Annotated in this window: 18 protein-coding genes; 12 read left to right on the top strand and 6 right to left on the bottom strand. The window is 63.8% G+C overall.

Annotation, left to right across the window (positions count from 1 at the left end; genetic code table 11):
* Positions 1-178 precede the first annotated feature (178 nt).
* From LMJ30_RS13480 to LMJ30_RS13470, 3 genes are all read left to right on the top strand, one after another.
* The gene (locus LMJ30_RS13480) at positions 179-394 is read left to right on the top strand and encodes a hypothetical protein (RefSeq protein ID WP_229432835.1); all 216 of its coding nucleotides are present in this window, start codon (positions 179-181) and stop codon (positions 392-394) included.
* Between the two features lie 127 nt (positions 395-521).
* A complete protein-coding gene (locus LMJ30_RS13475; protein WP_229432834.1) occupies positions 522-920 on the top strand; it encodes a hypothetical protein in 399 nt (132 codons plus the stop codon).
* A gap of 8 nt (positions 921-928) precedes the next feature.
* Positions 929-1,675 carry a hypothetical protein gene (locus LMJ30_RS13470; protein ID WP_229432833.1) on the top strand — a complete coding sequence of 249 codons (747 nt, stop codon included), beginning with the start codon at positions 929-931 and terminating at the stop codon, positions 1,673-1,675.
* A gap of 6 nt (positions 1,676-1,681) precedes the next feature.
* Here LMJ30_RS13470 and rnk read toward each other — a convergent pair whose 3' ends face one another.
* Positions 1,682-2,083, bottom strand: coding sequence for a nucleoside diphosphate kinase regulator (rnk, locus tag LMJ30_RS13465; protein WP_229432832.1), 402 nt, complete (start codon positions 2,081-2,083; stop codon positions 1,682-1,684).
* 657 nt (positions 2,084-2,740) lie between these two features.
* Here rnk and LMJ30_RS13460 point away from each other — a divergent pair.
* Positions 2,741-4,303: a phospholipase D family protein gene (locus tag LMJ30_RS13460; protein WP_307729299.1), complete on the top strand. Its 1,563-nt coding sequence runs from the start codon at positions 2,741-2,743 to the stop codon at positions 4,301-4,303.
* Between the two features lie 8 nt (positions 4,304-4,311).
* On the opposite strand, the gene LMJ30_RS13455 is transcribed toward LMJ30_RS13460, so the two are convergent.
* Positions 4,312-5,004, bottom strand: coding sequence for a fumarylacetoacetate hydrolase family protein (locus LMJ30_RS13455; protein ID WP_229433018.1), 693 nt, complete (start codon positions 5,002-5,004; stop codon positions 4,312-4,314).
* A gap of 118 nt (positions 5,005-5,122) precedes the next feature.
* Here LMJ30_RS13455 and LMJ30_RS13450 point away from each other — a divergent pair, with 118 nt between their 5' ends.
* The 5 genes from LMJ30_RS13450 to LMJ30_RS13430 all read left to right on the top strand — a co-directional run bounded on the left by LMJ30_RS13450 (position 5,123) and on the right by LMJ30_RS13430 (position 9,432).
* Positions 5,123-5,707 carry a TetR/AcrR family transcriptional regulator gene (locus tag LMJ30_RS13450; RefSeq protein WP_229432831.1) on the top strand — a complete coding sequence of 195 codons (585 nt, stop codon included), beginning with the start codon at positions 5,123-5,125 and terminating at the stop codon, positions 5,705-5,707.
* Positions 5,708-5,868: 161 nt separating this feature from the next.
* Positions 5,869-7,296, top strand: coding sequence for an MFS transporter (locus LMJ30_RS13445; protein WP_229432830.1), 1,428 nt, complete (start codon positions 5,869-5,871; stop codon positions 7,294-7,296).
* A gap of 35 nt (positions 7,297-7,331) precedes the next feature.
* On the top strand, positions 7,332-7,772 hold the full coding sequence (locus LMJ30_RS13440) for a carboxymuconolactone decarboxylase family protein (protein ID WP_229432829.1): 441 nt from the start codon (positions 7,332-7,334) through the stop codon (positions 7,770-7,772).
* A gap of 71 nt (positions 7,773-7,843) precedes the next feature.
* The gene (locus LMJ30_RS13435) at positions 7,844-8,971 is read left to right on the top strand and encodes an MGDG synthase family glycosyltransferase (protein WP_229432828.1); all 1,128 of its coding nucleotides are present in this window, start codon (positions 7,844-7,846) and stop codon (positions 8,969-8,971) included.
* A complete protein-coding gene (locus LMJ30_RS13430) occupies positions 8,965-9,432 on the top strand; it encodes a hypothetical protein (protein WP_229432827.1) in 468 nt (155 codons plus the stop codon). The genes LMJ30_RS13435 and LMJ30_RS13430 overlap by 7 nt, the downstream gene beginning before the upstream one ends.
* Here LMJ30_RS13430 and LMJ30_RS13425 read toward each other — a convergent pair.
* Positions 9,343-10,167, bottom strand: a complete 825-nt coding sequence (locus LMJ30_RS13425; RefSeq protein WP_229432826.1) for an HAD family hydrolase — start codon at positions 10,165-10,167, stop codon at positions 9,343-9,345. The two genes, LMJ30_RS13430 and LMJ30_RS13425, sit on opposite strands and share 90 nt — an antisense overlap.
* 172 nt (positions 10,168-10,339) lie before the next feature.
* Positions 10,340-11,308 carry a Bug family tripartite tricarboxylate transporter substrate binding protein gene (locus tag LMJ30_RS13420; RefSeq protein ID WP_229432825.1) on the bottom strand — a complete coding sequence of 323 codons (969 nt, stop codon included), beginning with the start codon at positions 11,306-11,308 and terminating at the stop codon, positions 10,340-10,342.
* A 302-nt stretch (positions 11,309-11,610) separates the two neighbouring features.
* Here LMJ30_RS13420 and LMJ30_RS13415 point away from each other — a divergent pair, with 302 nt between their 5' ends.
* Positions 11,611-14,136 (top strand): cation-translocating P-type ATPase, encoded by a 2,526-nt coding sequence (locus LMJ30_RS13415; protein ID WP_229432824.1) that lies wholly within the window; start codon positions 11,611-11,613, stop codon positions 14,134-14,136.
* On the opposite strand, the gene LMJ30_RS13410 is transcribed toward LMJ30_RS13415, so the two are convergent.
* The gene (locus LMJ30_RS13410) at positions 14,133-15,692 is read right to left on the bottom strand and encodes a hypothetical protein (protein WP_229432823.1); all 1,560 of its coding nucleotides are present in this window, start codon (positions 15,690-15,692) and stop codon (positions 14,133-14,135) included. The genes LMJ30_RS13415 and LMJ30_RS13410 overlap by 4 nt on opposite strands.
* 279 nt (positions 15,693-15,971) lie before the next feature.
* Here LMJ30_RS13410 and LMJ30_RS13405 point away from each other — a divergent pair, with 279 nt between their 5' ends.
* A complete protein-coding gene (locus LMJ30_RS13405) occupies positions 15,972-17,126 on the top strand; it encodes an HAF repeat-containing protein (RefSeq protein ID WP_229432822.1) in 1,155 nt (384 codons plus the stop codon).
* Here LMJ30_RS13405 and LMJ30_RS13400 read toward each other — a convergent pair.
* Entirely contained in the window at positions 17,123-18,121 is a 999-nt protein-coding gene (locus tag LMJ30_RS13400; RefSeq protein ID WP_229433017.1) for a zinc-dependent alcohol dehydrogenase family protein, read from the bottom strand. The genes LMJ30_RS13405 and LMJ30_RS13400 overlap by 4 nt on opposite strands.
* Before the next feature lie 308 nt (positions 18,122-18,429).
* On the opposite strand from LMJ30_RS13400, the gene LMJ30_RS13395 reads away from it, so the two are divergent.
* Positions 18,430-19,371 (top strand): GGDEF domain-containing protein, encoded by a 942-nt coding sequence (locus LMJ30_RS13395; protein ID WP_229432821.1) that lies wholly within the window; start codon positions 18,430-18,432, stop codon positions 19,369-19,371.
* Positions 19,372-19,410 lie beyond the last annotated feature (39 nt).

Genomic DNA, 19,410 nt, shown 5'->3' with positions numbered 1-19,410 from the left:
TTGCGGGCGCCATGGCGCCGGGTTGAATTCAACCAAGTATATGCGAAGCCGCGGCGTGGCATTGCGCTTCCGCCCCTCATATATGTTTTGCGAATGGATGGTATCGAAACATCGAATTGGATTTATTTCTGACGGAGGCCGATACTGGACTCATTCCACTAGTTCACGAAAGCGCTAAATGACTTCCATTACCTTCCCCTTCGTTTCGGAAAACACGGTCTTGTCGTCGCTGGCTGGCTCCGTCGCACGCTGGTTCAAGACGGCCGCCGCGCCAGAAACCGCCAGCACCGATGCAGCAGGCGTGCCGAGCCTGATGAGCCTTTACCGCATGGCAGGTTCGGGCGACTCGGTCGGCCCTGAAGTCGCAGCCGCCCTCGCCAAAATGGCCAAGTAAGTCCCGTCGCCGGGCGGCCTGTCCAGGCCGTCCGCTTGCCTCATCCCTTCAACACCCCTCCTTCCCCTCCGCTGTGGAATAATCCCGGTTTGCCGGCTGCCATGCCGCGCCTGAACCTGGAGCCCCAATGAGTTACGACCTGATGGTATTTGCGCCCGAGGCCGCGCCGCCCAAGCGCGCCGCCTTCCTCGACTGGTACGACCAGCAGACAGAGTGGGATGAAGGCCAGCCCTGGGACAACCCCGCCCTCGCGACCCCGGCACTGCAAGCCTTCTATGCGGAGCTGTCGGCTGAGTTTCCGCCTGCGCAAGAAGATGCCGGGGAAGACACCGGCACCGAATACACGATCGGCAGTTCGCTGATCTACATGTCGTTCCTGGACTGGGACAAGATCGACCGCGCGCACGAAGCGGTGTTCAGCCTCGCCGGCAAGCACGGGCTGGGCTTCTTCGACGTCAGTTCAGACCTGGCCGAGGCCTGGCTGCCGGACAAAAAAGGCGGCCTGCGCATCGCCCACTCGGACTAAGGATGCCCATGCAAAAATTGATCTCGGAACTGACCCGGCTTTACCTGCCGGCCGGCGCAGTGTCGCCTGAAGCGCTGGCAGCGCACGTGCTCGGCAATACCACGCTTGCCGTGACGCTGGCGGACGACGGTGGCCAGGTCCGCGCCATCGTGGTCCCCTTCCGCAAAATGCGCGGCGGTGACGGGGCGCAGCACTGGAGCCAGCTGTGTTCGTTAGCGAATGCCTTGCAAACTGAACTCGGCTTGCCGGCGCCGGCGGTGAGCATCTCGGGCGCGGACGGTTATGGCCTGTGGCTGTCCCTGGACAGGCCGGTGCCGGCGGCGCAGGCGCAACAGTTCGTGGAACTGCTGGTCAATGCGTACTTGCCGGACATGGCCATCGACCCGGGCGCAGTGCTCGCCCCGGTCGAGCTGCCACCGTGCCTGAACCGAAGCAGCGGCAAATGGGCGGCATTTATCCATCCGGGCATGGGCGCCTCGTTTGCCGACGAGCCGGGGCTGGAGATGGCGCCACCGGTCGCGGGACAAGTGGCATTCCTGGAGGGGCTGCACAGCATCAGCGGCGAGCAGCTGCGCCACGCGCTGGAGGTGCTTGGGCCGGCGCTGGATGCGCCGCCTGCCGCCAGCGCGCCCGCGCCGCAGCGCGATGCGAGCACCAGCGGCCTGCTGCTGAAGGACGCAACGCTGGAAGACATCGTCAGCTTCCTGCACTCGAAGAACATCGAGCCGACTTTCCGGCACCTGCTGCCAAAGTAGGCGGTCTCAGGCCCCGGCCTGCCCGTTGGCCTGGGACAGCACTTCGAGCACCCGCACCTGCACAGCCTGGCCGTCACGGCGCGGCCATTCGATCACGCTGCCCTCTGCCATGCCCAGCAGGGCCGTGCCGATCGGCGTCAGGACCGAGATCTGGTTCGGTGCCGTGTTCAGGTCGGCCGGATAGACGAGGGTCAGGCAGAACTCTTCCCTTGGCGCGATCACTTCAAAGCGCACCGTCGAGTTCATCGTCACCACCCTGGCCGGCAGTTCATCGGGCTCCACGATATCGGCGCGGGCCAGTTCACCGAGCAGCGCGTTTTTACAATCGAGGGCCGATGCAGGCAGCCGGTCGGCGATCAGTTCGAGGCGTTCGGCGTCCGACGCCAGTACAAAGATTTCAGGTTTCATTTTTAACTCCACATGTAGATTGGGCAGGCGCTGTTGTCCCGCCGAGCCTAGGCAAGCCAGGCGAGGATCGCAAGTTTGCACGCGATAAGTATCCGGATCCGTGTACGCGCCTGCTTCCCCCTGTTGATGATGTCCTTCGCGCGGCGCCGTTTGCCGGAACGGGCGAGAAATTGTTTTGCCCAGGCGCCGGCATCCCGCGCGGGCGAGCTACGATTGTTTGTCATGGTGAGTAATCCCAACGCCCCGTGGGGCGAAGCAAGAGAGCTGTGAACCTGCAGCCGGCGCGAGCTGGCATGCAGTGCTGGGGATTGGGTGGCTCGGCGTCGTGGAGAACTGGTGTTCAGTTCAACCGGCTCGCCGAGCCTAAGGAAGGCAGGCGAATACCTGCTTGGTCTGGCGCCCGCAAGACGTCATCGCCATCAACAGCGCAGCGCGGTGGGATGCAGCCGGAAAATCCCGAACAGCCGGGTTCACGAAGCCCCTGCTCATCAAAGAGCATGCAATGGCTTGTTGAACAAAACGCTGTTTCATTGGGATCTGTTAAGAGGTGCTTGACCCATTATAGCGCCAATCGGGCAGTCCACCTCGCAGGGCCGCGTTAAGGTAACATCAGCAGGCAAGCCACACCGGCCCTTTCCCCGCAACCTGATCGCGCTTATGAACCAAACCGTCCGCCTTCGCCCGGATACGCTGCGTGCATGGGCGCTATGCCTGGTGCTGTGCCTGATGGCTGGCTGCGTTGGCTTGCCGGCGCACCATCAGCGTACCCACTCGACGGCAGACCTGGACACCGGCGACACCCGTCTTGGGCGGGCGATCCGGCCCTTGGTCATGGCGCATACCGGCATGTCGGGCGTGTATCCCCTTGGCGATGCGCGCGACGCCTTTGCCGCGCGGGCGATGCTGGCGCAAGCCGCCGACCGCACCCTCGATGTCCAGTACTACATCTGGCGCAACGATATGACGGGTTCATTGCTGTTTACCGCCCTGCGCCAGGCGGCCGACCGCGGCGTGCGGGTCAGGCTGCTGCTCGATGACAACAATACCAGCGGGCTGGATGGCGCGCTGGCGGCAATCGATGCCCATCCCAATATCGAAGTCCGGCTCTTCAATCCCTTTGTCATCCGTGGCATGCGCGTGTTTGGTTTCCTGACCGACTTTGCACGGCTCAACCGGCGCATGCACAACAAATCGTTTACCGCCGACAGCCAGGTCACCGTGGTGGGCGGCCGCAACGTCGGCGACGAATATTTTGGCGCAGATGGCGACGTGCTGTTTGCCGACCTCGACGTGTTGGCGGTCGGGCCGGTTGTTACCGAGGTCGCCCACGATTTCGACCGCTACTGGAACAGCAAATCATCCTATCCCGCCGACCGCATCCTGCCAGCCGCTGACGACGCTGCGGCGGCCACGCTGTCGGCTGCCGCATTGCAGCTCGCAAGCAGTGCGCGCGCCCAGTCCTACGCCAGTGCCGTGCACAGTACCGCCTTCCACCATGACCTGCTGAACGGTACGCTTGCGATGGAATGGGCCGTGACGCGCATGGTCAGCGACGACCCGGCCAAAGGACTGGGCCTGGCCAGGCGGGGCACCCTGATATTCGACAAGATCAGGAAGATGATGGGCGAACCGGCCACGGAGCTGAACCTGGTGTCGCCGTATTTCGTGCCCACCGGCGCAGGCGTCGAGGCGTTTGTCGCGCTGGCCAAAAAAGGGGTGAAAATCAGGGTGCTGACCAATGCACTGGAGGCGACCGACGTGGCGGCCGTCCATTCGGGTTACGCCAAGCACCGCAAGCCCCTGCTGGAAGCGGGCATCTCGCTGTACGAGCTGCGCCGTTTGTCGCCGGTTTCCACGGCCAGGAGCGACACCGGCATGTCGGGCAGTTCCGCCTCCAGCCTGCACAGCAAGACCTTCTCTGTCGACCGTTCGCGGGTGTTCATCGGGTCCTTCAACTTTGACCCGCGCTCGGCCAAGCTCAACACGGAGATGGGTTTTGTGATCGACAGCCCGACCTTGGCGGGCCGTATTTCCAGGGCGTTCGAACAACGCATTCCGGCGCAAGCTTACGAGGTACGGCTGTCCGCGGACGGCCAGCTGTACTGGCAGGAGCGGCGCGGCAGCGCCACTGTGCGGCATGAGGTCGAGCCGGGCACGAGCTTCGGGCAGCGCGCCGCTGTCTGGTTCATGTCCTTGCTGCCGGTCGACTGGTTGCTGTAGCGGTCGGTTCAGGAGCCCATTTCCAGGTCGAATTGCGCCACGCCTTCGACCTCTCCATGCACGCGGTCGCCCGCTTGCAAGGCGCCGACTCCCGCCGGCGTCCCGGAAAAAATCAGATCCCCCGGCGCCAGTGCGACGAAGCGCGAAATGTGGCTGATCACGTCGGCGACCGGCCAGATCATCTCCTGCAAGCTGCCTTGCTGGCGGACCACGCCGTTCACCGTCAGCGTGATGCGCGCCTTGGCGGGATGCCCGACCTCGCTGACCGGATGCAGCGCGCTGCAAGGGGCCGACGCATCGAAGCCCTTGGCGAAGTCCCAGGGCCGGCTCAGTTCCTTGGCCACGGCCTGCAGGTCGCGCCGGGTCAGGTCCAGCCCGACGCCGTAGCCCCACACCAGCGCGAGCGCGTCGTCGGGCGCAATGTTGGCGCCGCCGCCTGCCAGCGCAACGACCATCTCGACTTCGTGATGCAAGTCGTTGGTTGCGGGTGGGAACGGAATAACGCCTTGTGCATCGACCACCGCATCGGCGGGCTTCATGAAGAAAAACGGCGGTTCGCGCGTGGGGTCCGCGCCCATCTCGCGGGCGTGGGCGGCGTAGTTGCGGCCGACGCAAAATACGCGCCGCACCGGAAAGCGCGCGCTGGCGCCGGCGACGGCCACCGACGGTGTCGGCGGCGCAGTGATGACGAATTCAGGCATATCGATCCCGTAAAGTTGAGTCAGCATTGTAGCCCGGCCGAATTGGTCTGAGAAATCGCTTGACTCGAAAATATGACGGGCATAATATGACCTCCATCATACGAAACCGGGTGCAGCAATGACCACCGATCCGAAGTCCAGCCGCAGGCAACTGTCGCACGAGCGCATCCTCGATGCCGCGGCGCGCGCGGTGCGCAAGCACGGCTACACCGGGGTAGGCGTGGCCGATGTGATGAAGGAAGCCGGCCTGACCCACGGCGGCTTTTATGCCCATTTCAAGTCGCGCGACGCCCTGCTTGCGGCCGCCGTTGAACATGCGGGTAACGAAAGCGCGAAGTGCCTGGCCAGGCGCATGGCCGCCCTGGCCGAACGCGGCGCCAGTCCGGTACGCGCCCTGGTTGAAGCCTACCTGGGAGATACCCACGTCCAGGCCACGGAACTCGGCTGCCCGGTCGCCGCGCTGGGCACGGAGATGCCGCGCCAGGCCGACGACGTCCGCGAGGTCTCGCGCGAACGTATCACGGCGCTGATCGGCATGGCCCGCGATGCCCTGCCGCCCGGAAGTCCGGAACATCATCCGTTCGCGCTGGCCAGCAGCCTTGTCGGCGCGGTCCAGCTGGCGCGTGCACTCGGCGAGGAAGGCAAGGCAATGCTCCGTGCCACCAGCCAGACCCTGATCGAACAGTACGACCGAAAGGTTTAGCCATGTCTTGGCCGCTGGTTCGCCGCGGCCATTTTTTTCCCCGCAAATATGATGACCGTCATATTTAATGCTTATCCGAAAGGAATCACCATGAAAATCAAGGACAGTGTGGTCTTCATCACCGGGGCCAATAGCGCCTCGCAGGTAGCGGCGGCGGCAGCATGACAACCCCCTCGCTCGCCCCGGTCCCCGCGGCTCCGCTGCACTCGGTCCAGGCATCGCCATGGCCGACGTTCTGGATTGCCTGTATCGCGGTCTTCCTCGTCTCGATCGACAGCACCGTGCTGTTCGCCGCATTCGGCGCCCTGCGGCTGGCCTTCCCCGCCGCCACCCCGGCCGACCTGTCATGGGTACTCAATGCCTACACGGTGGTGTACGCGACGATGCTGATCCCCGCAGGCGGGCTGGCCGATGCGCACGGGCGCAAGCGCGTTTTCCTGGCCGGCGTGACACTGTTCCTGGCCGCTTCCGCAGCGTGCGGGATGGCGGGCAGCGTCGGCGTGCTGATTGCCGCGCGGGTGGTGCAGGCCGTGGGCGCTGCTTTGTTGACGCCTGCGTCGCTGTCGATCATCCTCGATGCCTTCCCGAAGGAGAAGCGCACCGTTGCCGTCAGCTTGTGGGGCGCGGTCGGCGGCCTGGCCGCGGCGATCGGGCCCAGCCTCGGTAGCAGCATCGTCGACTACCTCGGCTGGCCGTGGGCTTTCTACATCAACCTCCCGCTGGGTGCGGTGTCGCTCTGGTTTGGCGCGACACGGCTGCGCGAAGCAAAGACCGGCGCCCGCAAGCACGGCGTCGACATCGCCGGCATGCTGCTGCTGATCGTGGCCGTCGGTGCGGCGGCAATGGCGATCACCCAAGCCGATTCGCCGCACTGGAGCATGGTCGAACTGGCTACGCTCGGCGGCGCCAGCGCCATCGCCTTCGCCGGGTTTATCGCCTGGGCGCGCACCACCGCGGCGCCGCTGGTTGACCTTGCCCTGTTCTCCAACCGCAGCTACAGCGCGGTCAACCTGGCCACGCTGGCATTCGGGGCCGCGTTCGCCATGATGTTCTTTGCATTGTTCGCCTACCTGACCGGCGTGTGGCATTACACCCTGCCGGCGGCTGGCCTGGCTGTCACGCCGGGTCCGTTGATGGTGGTGCCTACCGCCCTCGTCGCGGGACGGATCGCCGCGCGGAGCGGCTACCGGCCAGTGCTCGTGACGGGATCGCTGGTGTTTGCCGCCGCCGGGCTATGGATGCTGCTCATACCGGGCAGCGAGCCGGCATACGCGACGCAATGGTTGCCGGGGCTGATTCTGAGCGGGCTTGGCGTGGGCATGGTGCTGCCCTCGCTTTCAGGGGCCGCGGTAGCCGGCCTGCCGCCGGCGCAGTATGCGGTCGGCAGCGCAGTCAACCAGGCCACGCGCCAGCTCGGTTCCGTGATGGGAGTCGCCGTGACCGTCCTGCTGGTCGGACACGCTGCGTTGACACGCGCCGACTTCCTGCCGCTGTACTGGCTTCACGTGGCGCTTGCGCTGGTGACTGGCGCGCTGTGCCTCAGCGTGCAGACAGTGCGGCCGACTCAGCCAGCGGCAGCGAAGGCATAATTTTCGCCAATTTTATTACTTACCAGGAGCATGCTGTGAACCAACGTATCGATTACTACAAGGCGTCGAAAGAAGCCGTCGCCGCAATGATCAACTTCGAGAAGGCCGTCTCGGCCTTTGGTCTCGAGCAGAGTTTGCTCGAACTCGTCAAACTGCGCGCCTCGCAGATAAACGGCTGCGCGTACTGCGTCGACCTGCACACGGCCGACGCGAAAAAGGCCGGCGAAACCGATCGTCGCCTGCATGCCGTCGTGGTCTGGCGCGAAGCGCCGTTCTTTACGCCGCGCGAACGGGCGGCGCTAGCGTGGACCGAATCATTGACCCTGATCGCCAGCACCCATGCCGGTGACGAGGATTACGCGGCCTTGCGCGAACATTTCAGCGACAAGGAAATGACTGACCTGACGGTGGCGATCATCGCGATCAACGGGTGGAACCGGCTCGCCGTTGGTTTTCGCAAAACGCCCACGGCTTAGCGCTCCGCGATGTCATCGCTCGGTCATACCGCGTGTATAGAATCGGGGCGCTTTCATCTTCCAGGGCGGTAATGGGCACGACCAAACTACTCTTCGTCAGCGCATCGGCCGGCAATGGCCATACCCGTGCCGCCGAGGCGCTCAAACGACACGCCAGCGGGGCGGATATCGCGTCCAGCCACATCGATATCCTGGAGTTCGTGTCTCCCCTGCTGCGCACTCTTTATACCGATGTGTATTCGTCGATGGTAAATCACGCGCCGCCGCTGTGGCGTCATGTGTACCAAACTACCCATCGTGCGAAACCGGATGGCCGCGGCGCTGGACTGCGGCGCTGGGCGGAGCGGATCAACAGCACCCGCTTTCTTCGAGAAATCGACAAGATCGCACCAGACCAGATTGTCTGTACCCATTTCCTGCCAGCCGGCGTTTTGTCGCAGTTGATCGCCAGCGGCGGCTTGCAATGCCCGGTCTGGGTACAGGTGACGGATTTCGATTTGCACCGGGCCTGGGTGCACGATCACATCGCGGGATATTTCGTCCCCAACGATGAGCTCGCGTTTCGGCTGCGCGAGCACGGTGTTGCGGCTGATCGAATCCACATTACCGGCATTCCCATCATGCCCGCGTTTGCAGGCCGGCCTGACCGGAACGCATGCGCGCGCGACTGCGGGATCGCCCCGCACCGGACGACCTTACTGCTGATGGGCGGCGGCGTCGGTTTTGGCAGCGTTACCGACATCGCCGCGCATTTGCTTGGAGCACATCCAAGCCTTCAAATCGTTGCACTGGCCGGCCGCGACAGCGCCACACTGGCTGCACTGAACGAGCTCGCCGCCATCCATCCCGGACGCCTGTCGCCCCAGGGCTACACCGGCACGATTGAGCGGCTGATGGCCTGCGCCGATATCATCGTCACCAAACCGGGCGGGCTTACCACGTCCGAGTCCCTGGCCATGGGGCTTGCGATGGTGGTGATTGCACCGATTCCCGGGCAGGAAGAACACAACGCCAATTTCCTGCTTGAGCGCGGCGCCGCAGTGCAGGCGTTCGACCTATTGGCCCTGGAGTATCGCATTCACACCTTGCTCGCTCATCCGGCAAGGCTGGCGGAAATGCGGGCCAACGCCCAGGCCCTGGGAAAGCCGGCTGCCGCCAGCCGCGTACTCGCAACCATACTGGGACGCGCCACATGCTAAGCCTGACTGACCTGGCGCCACTGCCGGCGACGATCGGCTTCGTCATCGTGCTGGCGTTCTTCTTTGCGAAGGTGGAGATTCACATCGAGGGCGGCGCCGGCTGGGCCGCAAACCTGCCGACCTGGCGAGTGGAAGAGCATTGGCTGCTCAATGTTTTCTGGGGCGGGCGCGCCATGACCGGTTACCACGCCTGGGTCATGTCCTTCATCGTCCTGTTATTCCATTTGCCTGTTTTTCTTACATGGCAGTGGTCATGGCAACTGGAAGCGCGCATCCTGGCGTCGCTGATGGTGTTCTGGATCGTCGAGGATTTTTTATGGTTTATCCTGAATCCTGCGTTCGGATGGCCACGCTTTAAGCCGAAACACATTTCATGGCACAAGCACTGGGTGTGCGGTGCGCCCGTCGATTACTGGGTGTTCATCGTCATCAGCGGACTGCTGTTTAACTACTCGTATTAAGGCAGGCGTGCTGCTCACGTCGTAGCGACCCTCAGCGCGCGCGCGTTCGTCGGCTGTCGAGAGGTCGAGGGCGTGGCAGATCCGTTGGCACAGCTGCGCAGGGGTTCGCGAAATCACCTCGTCCGGCACCGAGAATTTATCGATCAGGCGGTCATGGTCTTCGAATCCATACGAGACCATGAACGGATGCATACCGGTGCTGATCGCCGCGTGAAAATCCTTGTGCTCGTCCCCGCAAGCATAGGCGCGCGCCGGGTTGACCTGGAAGCGATTGCGTATCAGGCGAAATTGCGAGGTTTTTCCTTCACTGAGCGGAACATGGTCGAAAAAATCGAACTGATCCACGTCGATCCCATGGCGGGCGAATAACTGCCGGAGCGTCTCAAGCGGTTCGTTGGTGACGTTCCTGGTGACGAGCCCCACCACGATATCGGGGGCCGCGACCAGCGACCGGATCATTTCCGCGACGCCCGGATACAGGCGCGCCTCAGTCCGGTAAACATCCGTCAGCGAATCGACGATTTTCTTCCGACCTTGCTTGCGCAGGTTTTTCTTGATGATGGATGGGAATTCCTTGACCCCACCAAGATACTTGAACAAATGGTGGCGTTTCTGGAAGCTCTTTTCTTCGCCTAAGGTCATACCGTGCTGGGCGAATGCTGCTTCGATCGCAGGATAGGCGTCGATGGTTGTCCCGTCAGCGTCCAGGATGATCAGTCTCTTCGTTTGGAACATGGCTTTCTCCAGTGCGGGATTTGTCAGCACCCCGTCTCTCACGTTGTGGATTCCATCGTGCGCAGACCTGAATTCAGTTTGCGCACAGTTCCATTCTGAGCAGATTGGATGACAGCTTGATGACAGGGCCCTGGTTCCCTGCACATCCTGGGGGCTGACGGCCGCCGCTTCGCTAGTCCAGCTTGATTCCCTTGGCCTTGATCACCTTGCCCCATTTCTCGCGTTCGCCATTGGCGTACGCGCCCATTTCGCCTGGGCTACCGGGAATGGCCTCCAGGCCCAGGGCCTGGAAGCGGGTCCTGGCGGCGTCACTGTTGATTGCCGCAACCAATGCCTTGTTCAATTTTTCGACTGCCGCGGCCGGCGTCCTGGCGGGTGCGACCATGCCCTGCCATGCATAGGCCTCGAATCCTTTCAACCCTTGCTCATTGAGGGTCGGGATCGTGTCGAAGCCCTGCACCCGGCTCGGGCTCGCTATGCCGATTGCCTTGAGCTTGCCGGCCCGGATATGGGCCCCGCCAACCGCCGTGTCGACAAACATGAACGGAACCTGGCCAGCAATAACGTCCTGCACCGCCGGCGCGGCTCCTTTGTAAGGCGCATGGAGCAATTTGAGCCCGGTCGAGTCAGAAAACAGCTCGGTGGCGAGATGATGCGGGCTGCCGGCGCCCGGCGTGCCGAAAGCGACCGGGTTCGGCTGCGCCTTGGCCCATGCCAGGAACTCCTTGAGGTCCTTTGCCGGCACCTGCGGGTTCACCACCAGAATCATCGGAAAGCGCGCGATCAGCCCCACCGGCACGAAATCCTGCTCGGCGTTGTAACCCGGCTCGCTGTACAGGAACTGGTTGGCGGCGAGGGTTGCCGTGTCCGCTGTCAGGACGACGTGTCCGTCCGCTTTTGCCTTGGCGGCGTACGCGGCGCCGATGTTGGTTCCGGCGCCGGGCTTGTTGTTAATGACAATCGGCTGCCCCAGGGTCTTCGTCATCTCGGACGCAATGACGCGCGCCACCACATCCGAACCGCCGCCTGCGGCGTAGGGTACGACCCACTCGATGGTGCCGGTGGGGAAAGCGCCAGCCAGGGCCGGGATAGTCAACGCAAGCGTGGCGAAACAGCGCCGGGGTATGGTCCAGAAGGTCATGTCAGTCTCCGTTTGAATTGGGTGGGGGCACGGCGTCTCGCCACGGAACCGCTGGCAGTTATTCCAGAACGAGCAGCGCCTGCTGAAGGATATCAAAACCGCCAGGACCGCCATGCACGCGGCCCTGCACGAAGGTGCGGCAACAAGATGATGGGCGCCCTTGTTGCACATGGCGTGGTCACGCCCGATGGGGCGTGCGCATGGCGCAACACCGCGCGCGTGCATAACCCCTTCGTCCGCGTGATTTGCTCTCGTCGGGCCTGTTAATATTGAGTCCTAATCCCTCCGAATCAGGATATCCGGTGAGCGTCCCATTCGATCGTTCTGGCCTGAGCACGGCCGAAGCTTTGCGCCGGCTGGAAACGTACGGTCCTAATACGCTTCCCGGCGATGGCCGACGGACATGGCGCAATATCGCCATGGACGCTGCGCGCGAACCGATGTTCCTGTTGCTGGTCACTGCGGGCACGCTCTACCTTTTCCTCGGCGACCTGCTCGAAGGCGTTTTCCTGTTCGGCATGGTGTTCGTCACCATCGGCATGACCCTCTACCAGGAGGGCAAGACCGAGCGCGCCCTCGATGCCTTGCGCGAACTGGGCAGCCCGCGCGCCCTGGTGCTGCGTGACGGGGCGCCAGTCCATGTCGACAGCCGTACCGTTGTACCGGGAGATATCCTGGTGGCATCCGAGGGCGACCGCGTTTCTGCCGACGGGATCTTGCTAGAAGGTACTGAGGTCGAGGCCGACGAATCGCTGCTGACCGGTGAATCGGTACCTGTCCGCAAGCAGCCGGGAATGCTTCCGGACCCGGCGCCGCGCCCGGGCGGCGATGATACGCCTGCCCTGTATTCGGGCACCTTGCTGGTGCACGGGCACGGGCTGGTGCTCGTCACGGCAACCGGCTCGCTGACTGAAATCGGCCGGATCGGCAGCGCGTTGGCAAAGATCAGCCCTGAACGATCGCCGCTACAGAAGCAGAATGCCCGGCTCGTCCGTATTTTCGCGCTGGCCGGCACCGGCATGAGCGTGTTGCTGGTTGTTTTGTTGGGCCTGCGAAGCGGAAACTGGCTTGAGTCGGTCCTGGCCGGAATTGCGCTGGCGATGTCGATGCTCCCCGAGGAATTCCCGGTGGTGCTGATGGTGTTCCCCGCTTTGGGCGCATGGCGCCTGGCAAAGGCAAACGTGTTGACGCGGCGGCTTGCCTCGATCGAAACGCTGGGCGCCACCTCCGTCCTGTGTGTCGACAAGACCGGTACGCTCACCGAGAACCGGATGCGCGTGCGCGCCCTGTTTGCCGGCGGCGAACTGCACGAGCTTGGCAATGCGCCGCTTGCGCCGTCGTTGCGGGAAGTGGCACAGTATGCCGCCCTGGCCAGTGCCCAGGCCCCGTTCGACCCCATGGAAAAGGCGATCATCGAGCTCGCTCCTCCAGGCAATACCGGCTGGACATTGGCGCGCGAATATCCACTGTCGCCAAAGCTGCGGGCGATGACGCAAGCATGGGCGCCGCCCGGCCAGGCGCACTACATCGTGGCGGCGAAAGGTGCGCCGGAAGCCATCCTGGCGCTGTGCAGGCTGGGAGACGACCAGGCCAAAGCCGTTGGCGCCGCGGCAGACGAGCTGGCGCGCAGCGGACTGCGGGTGCTCGGCATCGCGCGCGCACGGCACGCCCCAACGGTGCTGCCGGACACCCAGGAAGGATTTGCCTTTACGTTTCTTGGCCTGTTGGCACTGGCCGATCCCTTGCGCGAAGAAATTCCTGCGGCGGTCGCCGCCTGCCGCGCCGCTGGCATCAAGGTGGTGATGATTACCGGGGACTATCCCACCACCGCAGCCGCCATCGCGGCACAGGCCGGCATTGATCCGGGACGCATACTGACAGGCAGCGAACTGGACACGCTGGACGATGCCGCCCTCGCCATGCGGGTGCGCGAAGCCGGTGTGTGTGCGCGCATCGCGCCGGACGAAAAACTGCGACTGATTCAGGCCTTCAAGGCGGGCGGATCGATTGTGGGCATGACCGGCGACGGGGTCAACGATGCCCCCGCACTGCGCGCGGCCCACGTTGGCATCGCCATGGGAAGGCGCGGCACCGACGTGGCGCGGGAGGCAGCCTCGCTGGTCCTGCTCGATGACCGTTTCAGTTCGATCGTCGCGGCGATCCGGTCCGGGCGCCAGATTTACCAGAACATGCAGAAATCAATGAGCTACATCCTCGGCGTGCACGTCGCGGTCGCTGGCATGGCATTAATACCGGTGCTGCTTGGCTGGCCGATCCTGTTGTACCCGATGCACATTGTGTTTCTCGAGCTGATGATTGACCCGACCTGCGCGCTGGCGTTCGAAAATGAACCGGCCGAGCCGACGCTGATGGAAACGCCCCCGCGCCCTGTGGAAGCGCCGTTGTTCGGTGGCCGGACAGTCCTGAATGCGTTGATGCTCGGGCTCGGCAGCCTTCTTACCGTGCTTGCCGCCTATGGCGTCGCGCTTCAGTACCTAAGCGAAGACCGTGCCCGTGCATTTGCCTTCGGCAGCCTGGTTGCAGCAAACATTGCCCAGATCTTTGCCAACCGCTCGCACACCCGCAGCCTGCTTCACGGTTTGCGCACGCCGAACCGGGTGGTATGGATGGTGGCGGGAATCGCGCTGTTGATGTTTGTCGTGGTCGTGTACCAGCCGGTGCTTGCCGGCTTGTTCCGCTTCCATCCGCTCGGCGCAGCCGAACTGGCTATCGCCATCGCGATTGGAGCCACGAGCGTGGTGTGGTTTGAACTGCTGAAACCCGTGCTGGGGCGCCGTACGTCCACGCCCGCAAGCCCGGTCCGTTAAGCTTGCGTTGCGGGCGCCTGGCCACGCTGGCGCGCCTTGCGTAACGATGCCGCCATCGCCCAGCACAGCACGAGGCCAGGCAGCAGCATCTGGCCCAGCGCAGGTTCGGGGATGGGCGAGACACCAACCGCGAATGCCCCGCCAGCCAGCCTGAGCGAGCCCGTGCCAGCAAGGTTGCCGGTGAAGGCGTGCACCCCCAGCGGCCTCACCGTGGCGCCCGGCGTGTTCAGGATGACAAAACTGCTGAACTGGGTGCGCTGCCCGGGGAAGCTGGCAATCTCGCCACTGAGCCCTGCGTTCGCCTCGCTCGCGTCAGGGCGGCGGTTAACGTCGTGCGACACCAGTAACTGGGCCACTGCGGAAAACACCACGTGGGTCATGGGCGTAAGGGTAAATTCATAGGCGTACTGGCCAGACGCGGCAAATGCGCCCCGCCACGCAAGCGTGCTTACCTGCAATGCATCAGGAGCGATGTCCACCATCGCCATGCCGGGTTGCCGGGTGATCGCCGCACTGCCGTATCCGGCAAGGTGCTGCGTTTCATCCCAGGGGTTGCCGAGGAAGGTGTCGCGGTTGGCATTGACCGTGCCGCTGACGCTTTCCGACGTAAAGATCAGCGAAGGCACGATGCCGTCGTCGGGTGCGAGATCGAACAACTCGTAGGCAAAGTCGTAGATCGATGCGGAGCCCGACGAGGCGTGCGCCATGCCCGGCAAGGCCGCGCCAGCGATGGCAAGCGCCAGCACGCCGGCCATGCGGCCAAGGCGCGGCAATGCGCCAGAACCGCCTCGCAAGCGGGCGCGGCGCCGTTGCGGTCCGGCCGGGCGTCGCCGGCGTCGCCCCACTGCCGCCAGCACCGTGCAGCCAGCCAGCAACAACCCAAGCATCCCTTGTTCGGGAACGGGCGACACCCCGGCCGTGTAGGCATATCCCCGAAGCGCTATGCTGCCCGAAAGGGGAAGCGCTGCCGAAGCGGTTTCAGCGGCAAGTGGCACCGCGCTGGTTCCGGAATCGGACATGACGCTGGAGGTCTCGAAACTGACCAGTTCCCCCGGCTGGCTGCCGACCTGCCCTGCAAGCGTCACCACGGCAAGGGCAGACTGGATCGTCTCGGCAGTGACGGCGGACTCGGTCAGCGTGCTGAACACGACCCGGGTATAGGGTGTCAGCGTAAAGCTGAAGCTGTCGGCCAGCAAGCTGGTGTAGGCCCCGCCGCCGGTTGAAACAGCCCTGCCGGACATTCCCTCATCCTGCAGCACAACGGTCGCGAGGCCGTTTGCATCGTCCAATGCAGCGCTGCCGGTTCCGCTGACCCCGTCCTCGCGCAGGGGCGGCCAGCCGGCATCGGCAAACCGGTACTGGAATACCGACCCCGAGCGCTCCAGCTGGGCCAGCGCAACGGCCGGGTCGATGCCATCGCCGGGGTCGAGGTCGAACAGCGCGACTTCAAGCCCGCTGAACGTAAGGAACGCGGATGAATCGGCGCGCACATTGCTGGCCACCAACGCGGACAGGAATGCAAGCGCGCAGGCGAAGCAGGACTTGATCGAAGGCATGGGACTCCCGAAGTCGAGCCGCTTGATGAAGAAGCGTGCTTCCACTATGCGCGGTCAACTGCACCATGATTCATCCACGCTCAATCCCGCGTTGGGAACTCTCGCAGTGGGGGGATGTCGCGGCGTTAAAGCGCGTTACGTGGCAGGAGTGCACGACTGATCCAGCGCAAAGGTGGATCGTGACAGGCTTCTAATCTGGACCCGCATACCGGCCAAAGCGCTAATAACTGCCGGCGTCCGCCCACGCGGCGTGCGACAACAAAAACCAAGGAGAAAAAAGTGTGCATTCGCGCCCACCTGGGATCCGCCGCGTTGGCGTTGTCGCTTGCGCTGCCTGCCGCGGCCAGCGCCGCCGACCGTCAGCCGGCACAGCCACTCTTTTTCGTGACAGCGGTCGGCAGCGCCGGCACGATGGCGCAGGCGATCAACAATGCCGGCACTGTGGTCGGCAACATCCTGCCATCGAGTTCGCCCGGCGCCCCGGAGGGATACCGCGCCTTCATCAACAATGGCTTTGGCATGCGCGAGCTTGGCACGCTGGGCGGCGCGGGCAGCTATGTGACAGCCCTCAATGATGCTGGCCAGGTGCTCGGCGTGGCGCAAACCAGCAGCGGCGAAAGCCTGCCCTTCCTGTATTCGGGGGGCTCGATGACCTCGCTGGGTACGCTCGGGGGCATCAGCACCGGCGTCACCGGCATCAATAACAGCGGCTACGTGGTCGGTTACTCCTACCCGCCTGAAGACCCCGATCCGACCATCGATACCGGCCCTCGCGCTGTCCTGTACCCGCCAGGGGGCACGATTCGTACCGTCGGCAACCTCCCTTTCCCCAATCCCTACAGCTCCGCCGCCGATATCAATGAGGATGGCGACATCGTCGGCTACTCCGGTCCGTTCGGGCCGGGCGACGCACCGTATTATCCCTTCCTCTTCGCCGACGGGGTCATGACCAGGCTCGGCGACATCGGCGGCAGCTTCAATGCCGCCACCGCGCTCAACGACTTTGGCCAGGTGGTGGGCTATGTATCCCTTCCAAACGAGTTACACGACCGCCACGCGTTCCTTTATGCCGATGGCGTGCTGACGGACCTCGACGGCCGCAGCTCGCCTTCCTACAGCATCGCCAACGACATCAACAATCTCGGACAAGTGGTGGGCGCCAGCGATGTCTTGGGCGCTTTCATTTACGAGGGAAATCGCATGCAAAGCCTGAATGCGATGATCGATCCGTCCGGCGGGTGGCGCCTGGAGAGCGCCCACAGCATCAATGAAATCGGCCAGATTGCCGCCACGGGCTTCAAAGATGGGCAATATTACGCGCTGCGCCTCGACCCGGTCCCGGAACCGTCGGGTATGGCGATGACACTGGCCGGGCTACTGCTGGCGGGGGTGGTCGCGCGCGGCACAAAGCGGCCGCCGTCTGGCGCTGCTTAAACAGGCCGTGGCGCGGGGACCAGCACTGCGGCGCCATCAAAGCTGCCTGCGCGCAGGGCTGCCAGGGCCTGGTTGGCTTGGTCGAGCGGAAACACCGTGACCTCGGTATCGATCGGGCATTCCTGGGCAAGCCTGAAGAACCCGATGCCGTCGGCGCGGGTGAGATTGGTCACCGATCGCAGGGTCCGTTCGCCCCACAGCGAAGCGTAGGGAAACGATGGAATGTCGCTCATATGGATGCCCGCGCATACCACGCTGCCACCCTTGCGAACCGCCGCCAGCGCGTGCGGCACAAGGGCGCCGTCGGGCGCAAAGATGATCGCGGCATCGAGTGCCTGGGGAGCGCCCTGCCGGCTGTCGCCCGCCCACACTGCCCCAAGTTTCCGGGCGAAACGCTGGGTCCGCAGGTCGCCCGGACGGGTAAAGGCATACACCTCGCGGCCCTGGTGGCGCGCGAGCTGGGTGAGGATATGGGCCGCTGCCCCGAAACCGTAGAGGCCGATGCGCCGGGCGCCGGCTGTCATCGCGTAGGCTCGGTAGCCGATCAGGCCAGCGCACAGGAGCGGCGCGGCATGCACGTCGTCATAGCGGCCGGGCAGCGCAAACGCATAAGAAGCCTCGGCCACCATGTATTCCGCGTAGCCGCCATCGCGGTCGTAACCGGTGAAAGCGGCCGCGTCGCACAGGTTTTCCGCCTGCGCCAGGCAATAGGGACAGGCGCCGCAGGTGGCGCCAAGCCAGGGTACCCCCACCCGCTGGCCCGGCCGCCAGGCAGTTACGCCCGGGCCGCACTGTTCCACCACGCCGACCACCTCATGGCCGAGGATCAGCGGCAGCCGGTGCGGCGCCAGCTCGCCGTCAGCGATGTGCAGGTCGGTGCGGCACACTCCGCACGCGGTAACGCGCAGCAGGAGCTGTCCCTGGCCGGGCTCCGGTACGGCGACGCGCGCAGGGCGCAGCAAAGCATGCGGCTCGTCCAGCAGCATGGCGTCCATCGTTCGAGGCGTGCGCATTGGGATCCCTTGAGACGGCATGGGCTTGTTTTGATTTACGCTCACCATTGTGCATCTTACGCGGCAAACGTGCATCCCAAGGGCTTAACGTACATCACGGCAGCACCAAAAACTCCCTGCGCGGGTAGTTGTCCGTGGTCGAGGTGGCCGCCGCATGTGAAGTCACGCGCTCAGGAAATCTGATTTACAACACTGAAAGAAGCAAGCATCATAGTCAGAAGCGAAGGCCCCCAAGTGCGAATCATGCTACCCGGAACACGCCCCTTCGCATTTAGCTCACCGAGGTCCGAATGCAAGCTCCCAAGAGCCCAGTTGCAGATCCGGCTCAAGTACAGGCCCCCCAGGCCTTGCTGGCGCTCGCGCTGGAGTCCGTCGCCAATGCGATTTTCCTGACTGACCACAAGGGAAAGATTATCTGGGCAAACGAGGCATTTGCGCGCCTGAGCGGCTATTCCCTGGCCGATGTGTTTCTGCGCACGCCAGCCATCTTAAAGTCGGGAAAACAAAGTGACGATTTCTATGCCCAACTGTGGCGGACAATCAAGTCCGGAAAGGTGTGGCAAGGCGATGTCATTGACCGCCGCAAGGATGGTTCGCTGTTTGCCGTGGACGAGACCATTACGCCGCTGTTCGACGAGCAAGGGCAAATAACGCACTTCATCGCGATCCAGCACGACATCACCGGCCGGAAGCAGGAAAATGAGCAAGCGCGCCACCTGGCTTACCACGACGCGCTGACCGCCCTGCCCAATCGCGCCCGCTTCTTCGACCTGCTCGAGACAGCGCTCCTGAATGCCAGCTGCGACAAACACATGCTGGCTACGATGTTTGTCGACCTTGATCGTTTCAAGCCGGTCAATGACACCCTGGGCCACCACATCGGCGACCAGTTGCTGGTGGCAGTGGCCGAACGCATCCGCGTCGCGCTGCGGCACGCCGACACGGTCGCCCGTATCGGCGGGGATGAGTTCGTCGTGCTGATCGATCAGCTGGAGAACACGGACATCGCCTCCAGGCTGGCGCAAAAGCTGGTCGACACGCTGGCGCAACCATTTGTGCTGGAGGGACGAACAATCAAGGTGAGCGCGAGCGTCGGGGTTTCCATTTACCCGTCGGACGGCGCCGATTCGCGCGCCTTGCTGATGCATGCCGACCAGGCCATGTACGCTGCCAAATCCGGCGGCGGAAACCAGTTTCAGCTGTACTGCGCCAGAAGCGCGCAAGACCGCTGAGCGCGTGCGGCGATTCGATGGTTGGTCTTACCGGTAGCA

This window comes from Massilia agrisoli, from assembly GCF_020831365.1.
GTDB lineage: Bacteria > Pseudomonadota > Gammaproteobacteria > Burkholderiales > Burkholderiaceae_D > Telluria_A > Telluria_A agrisoli.
Note: the sequence above shows the minus strand (reverse complement) of the source record. Positions and strands in the feature narration are given on the sequence as shown.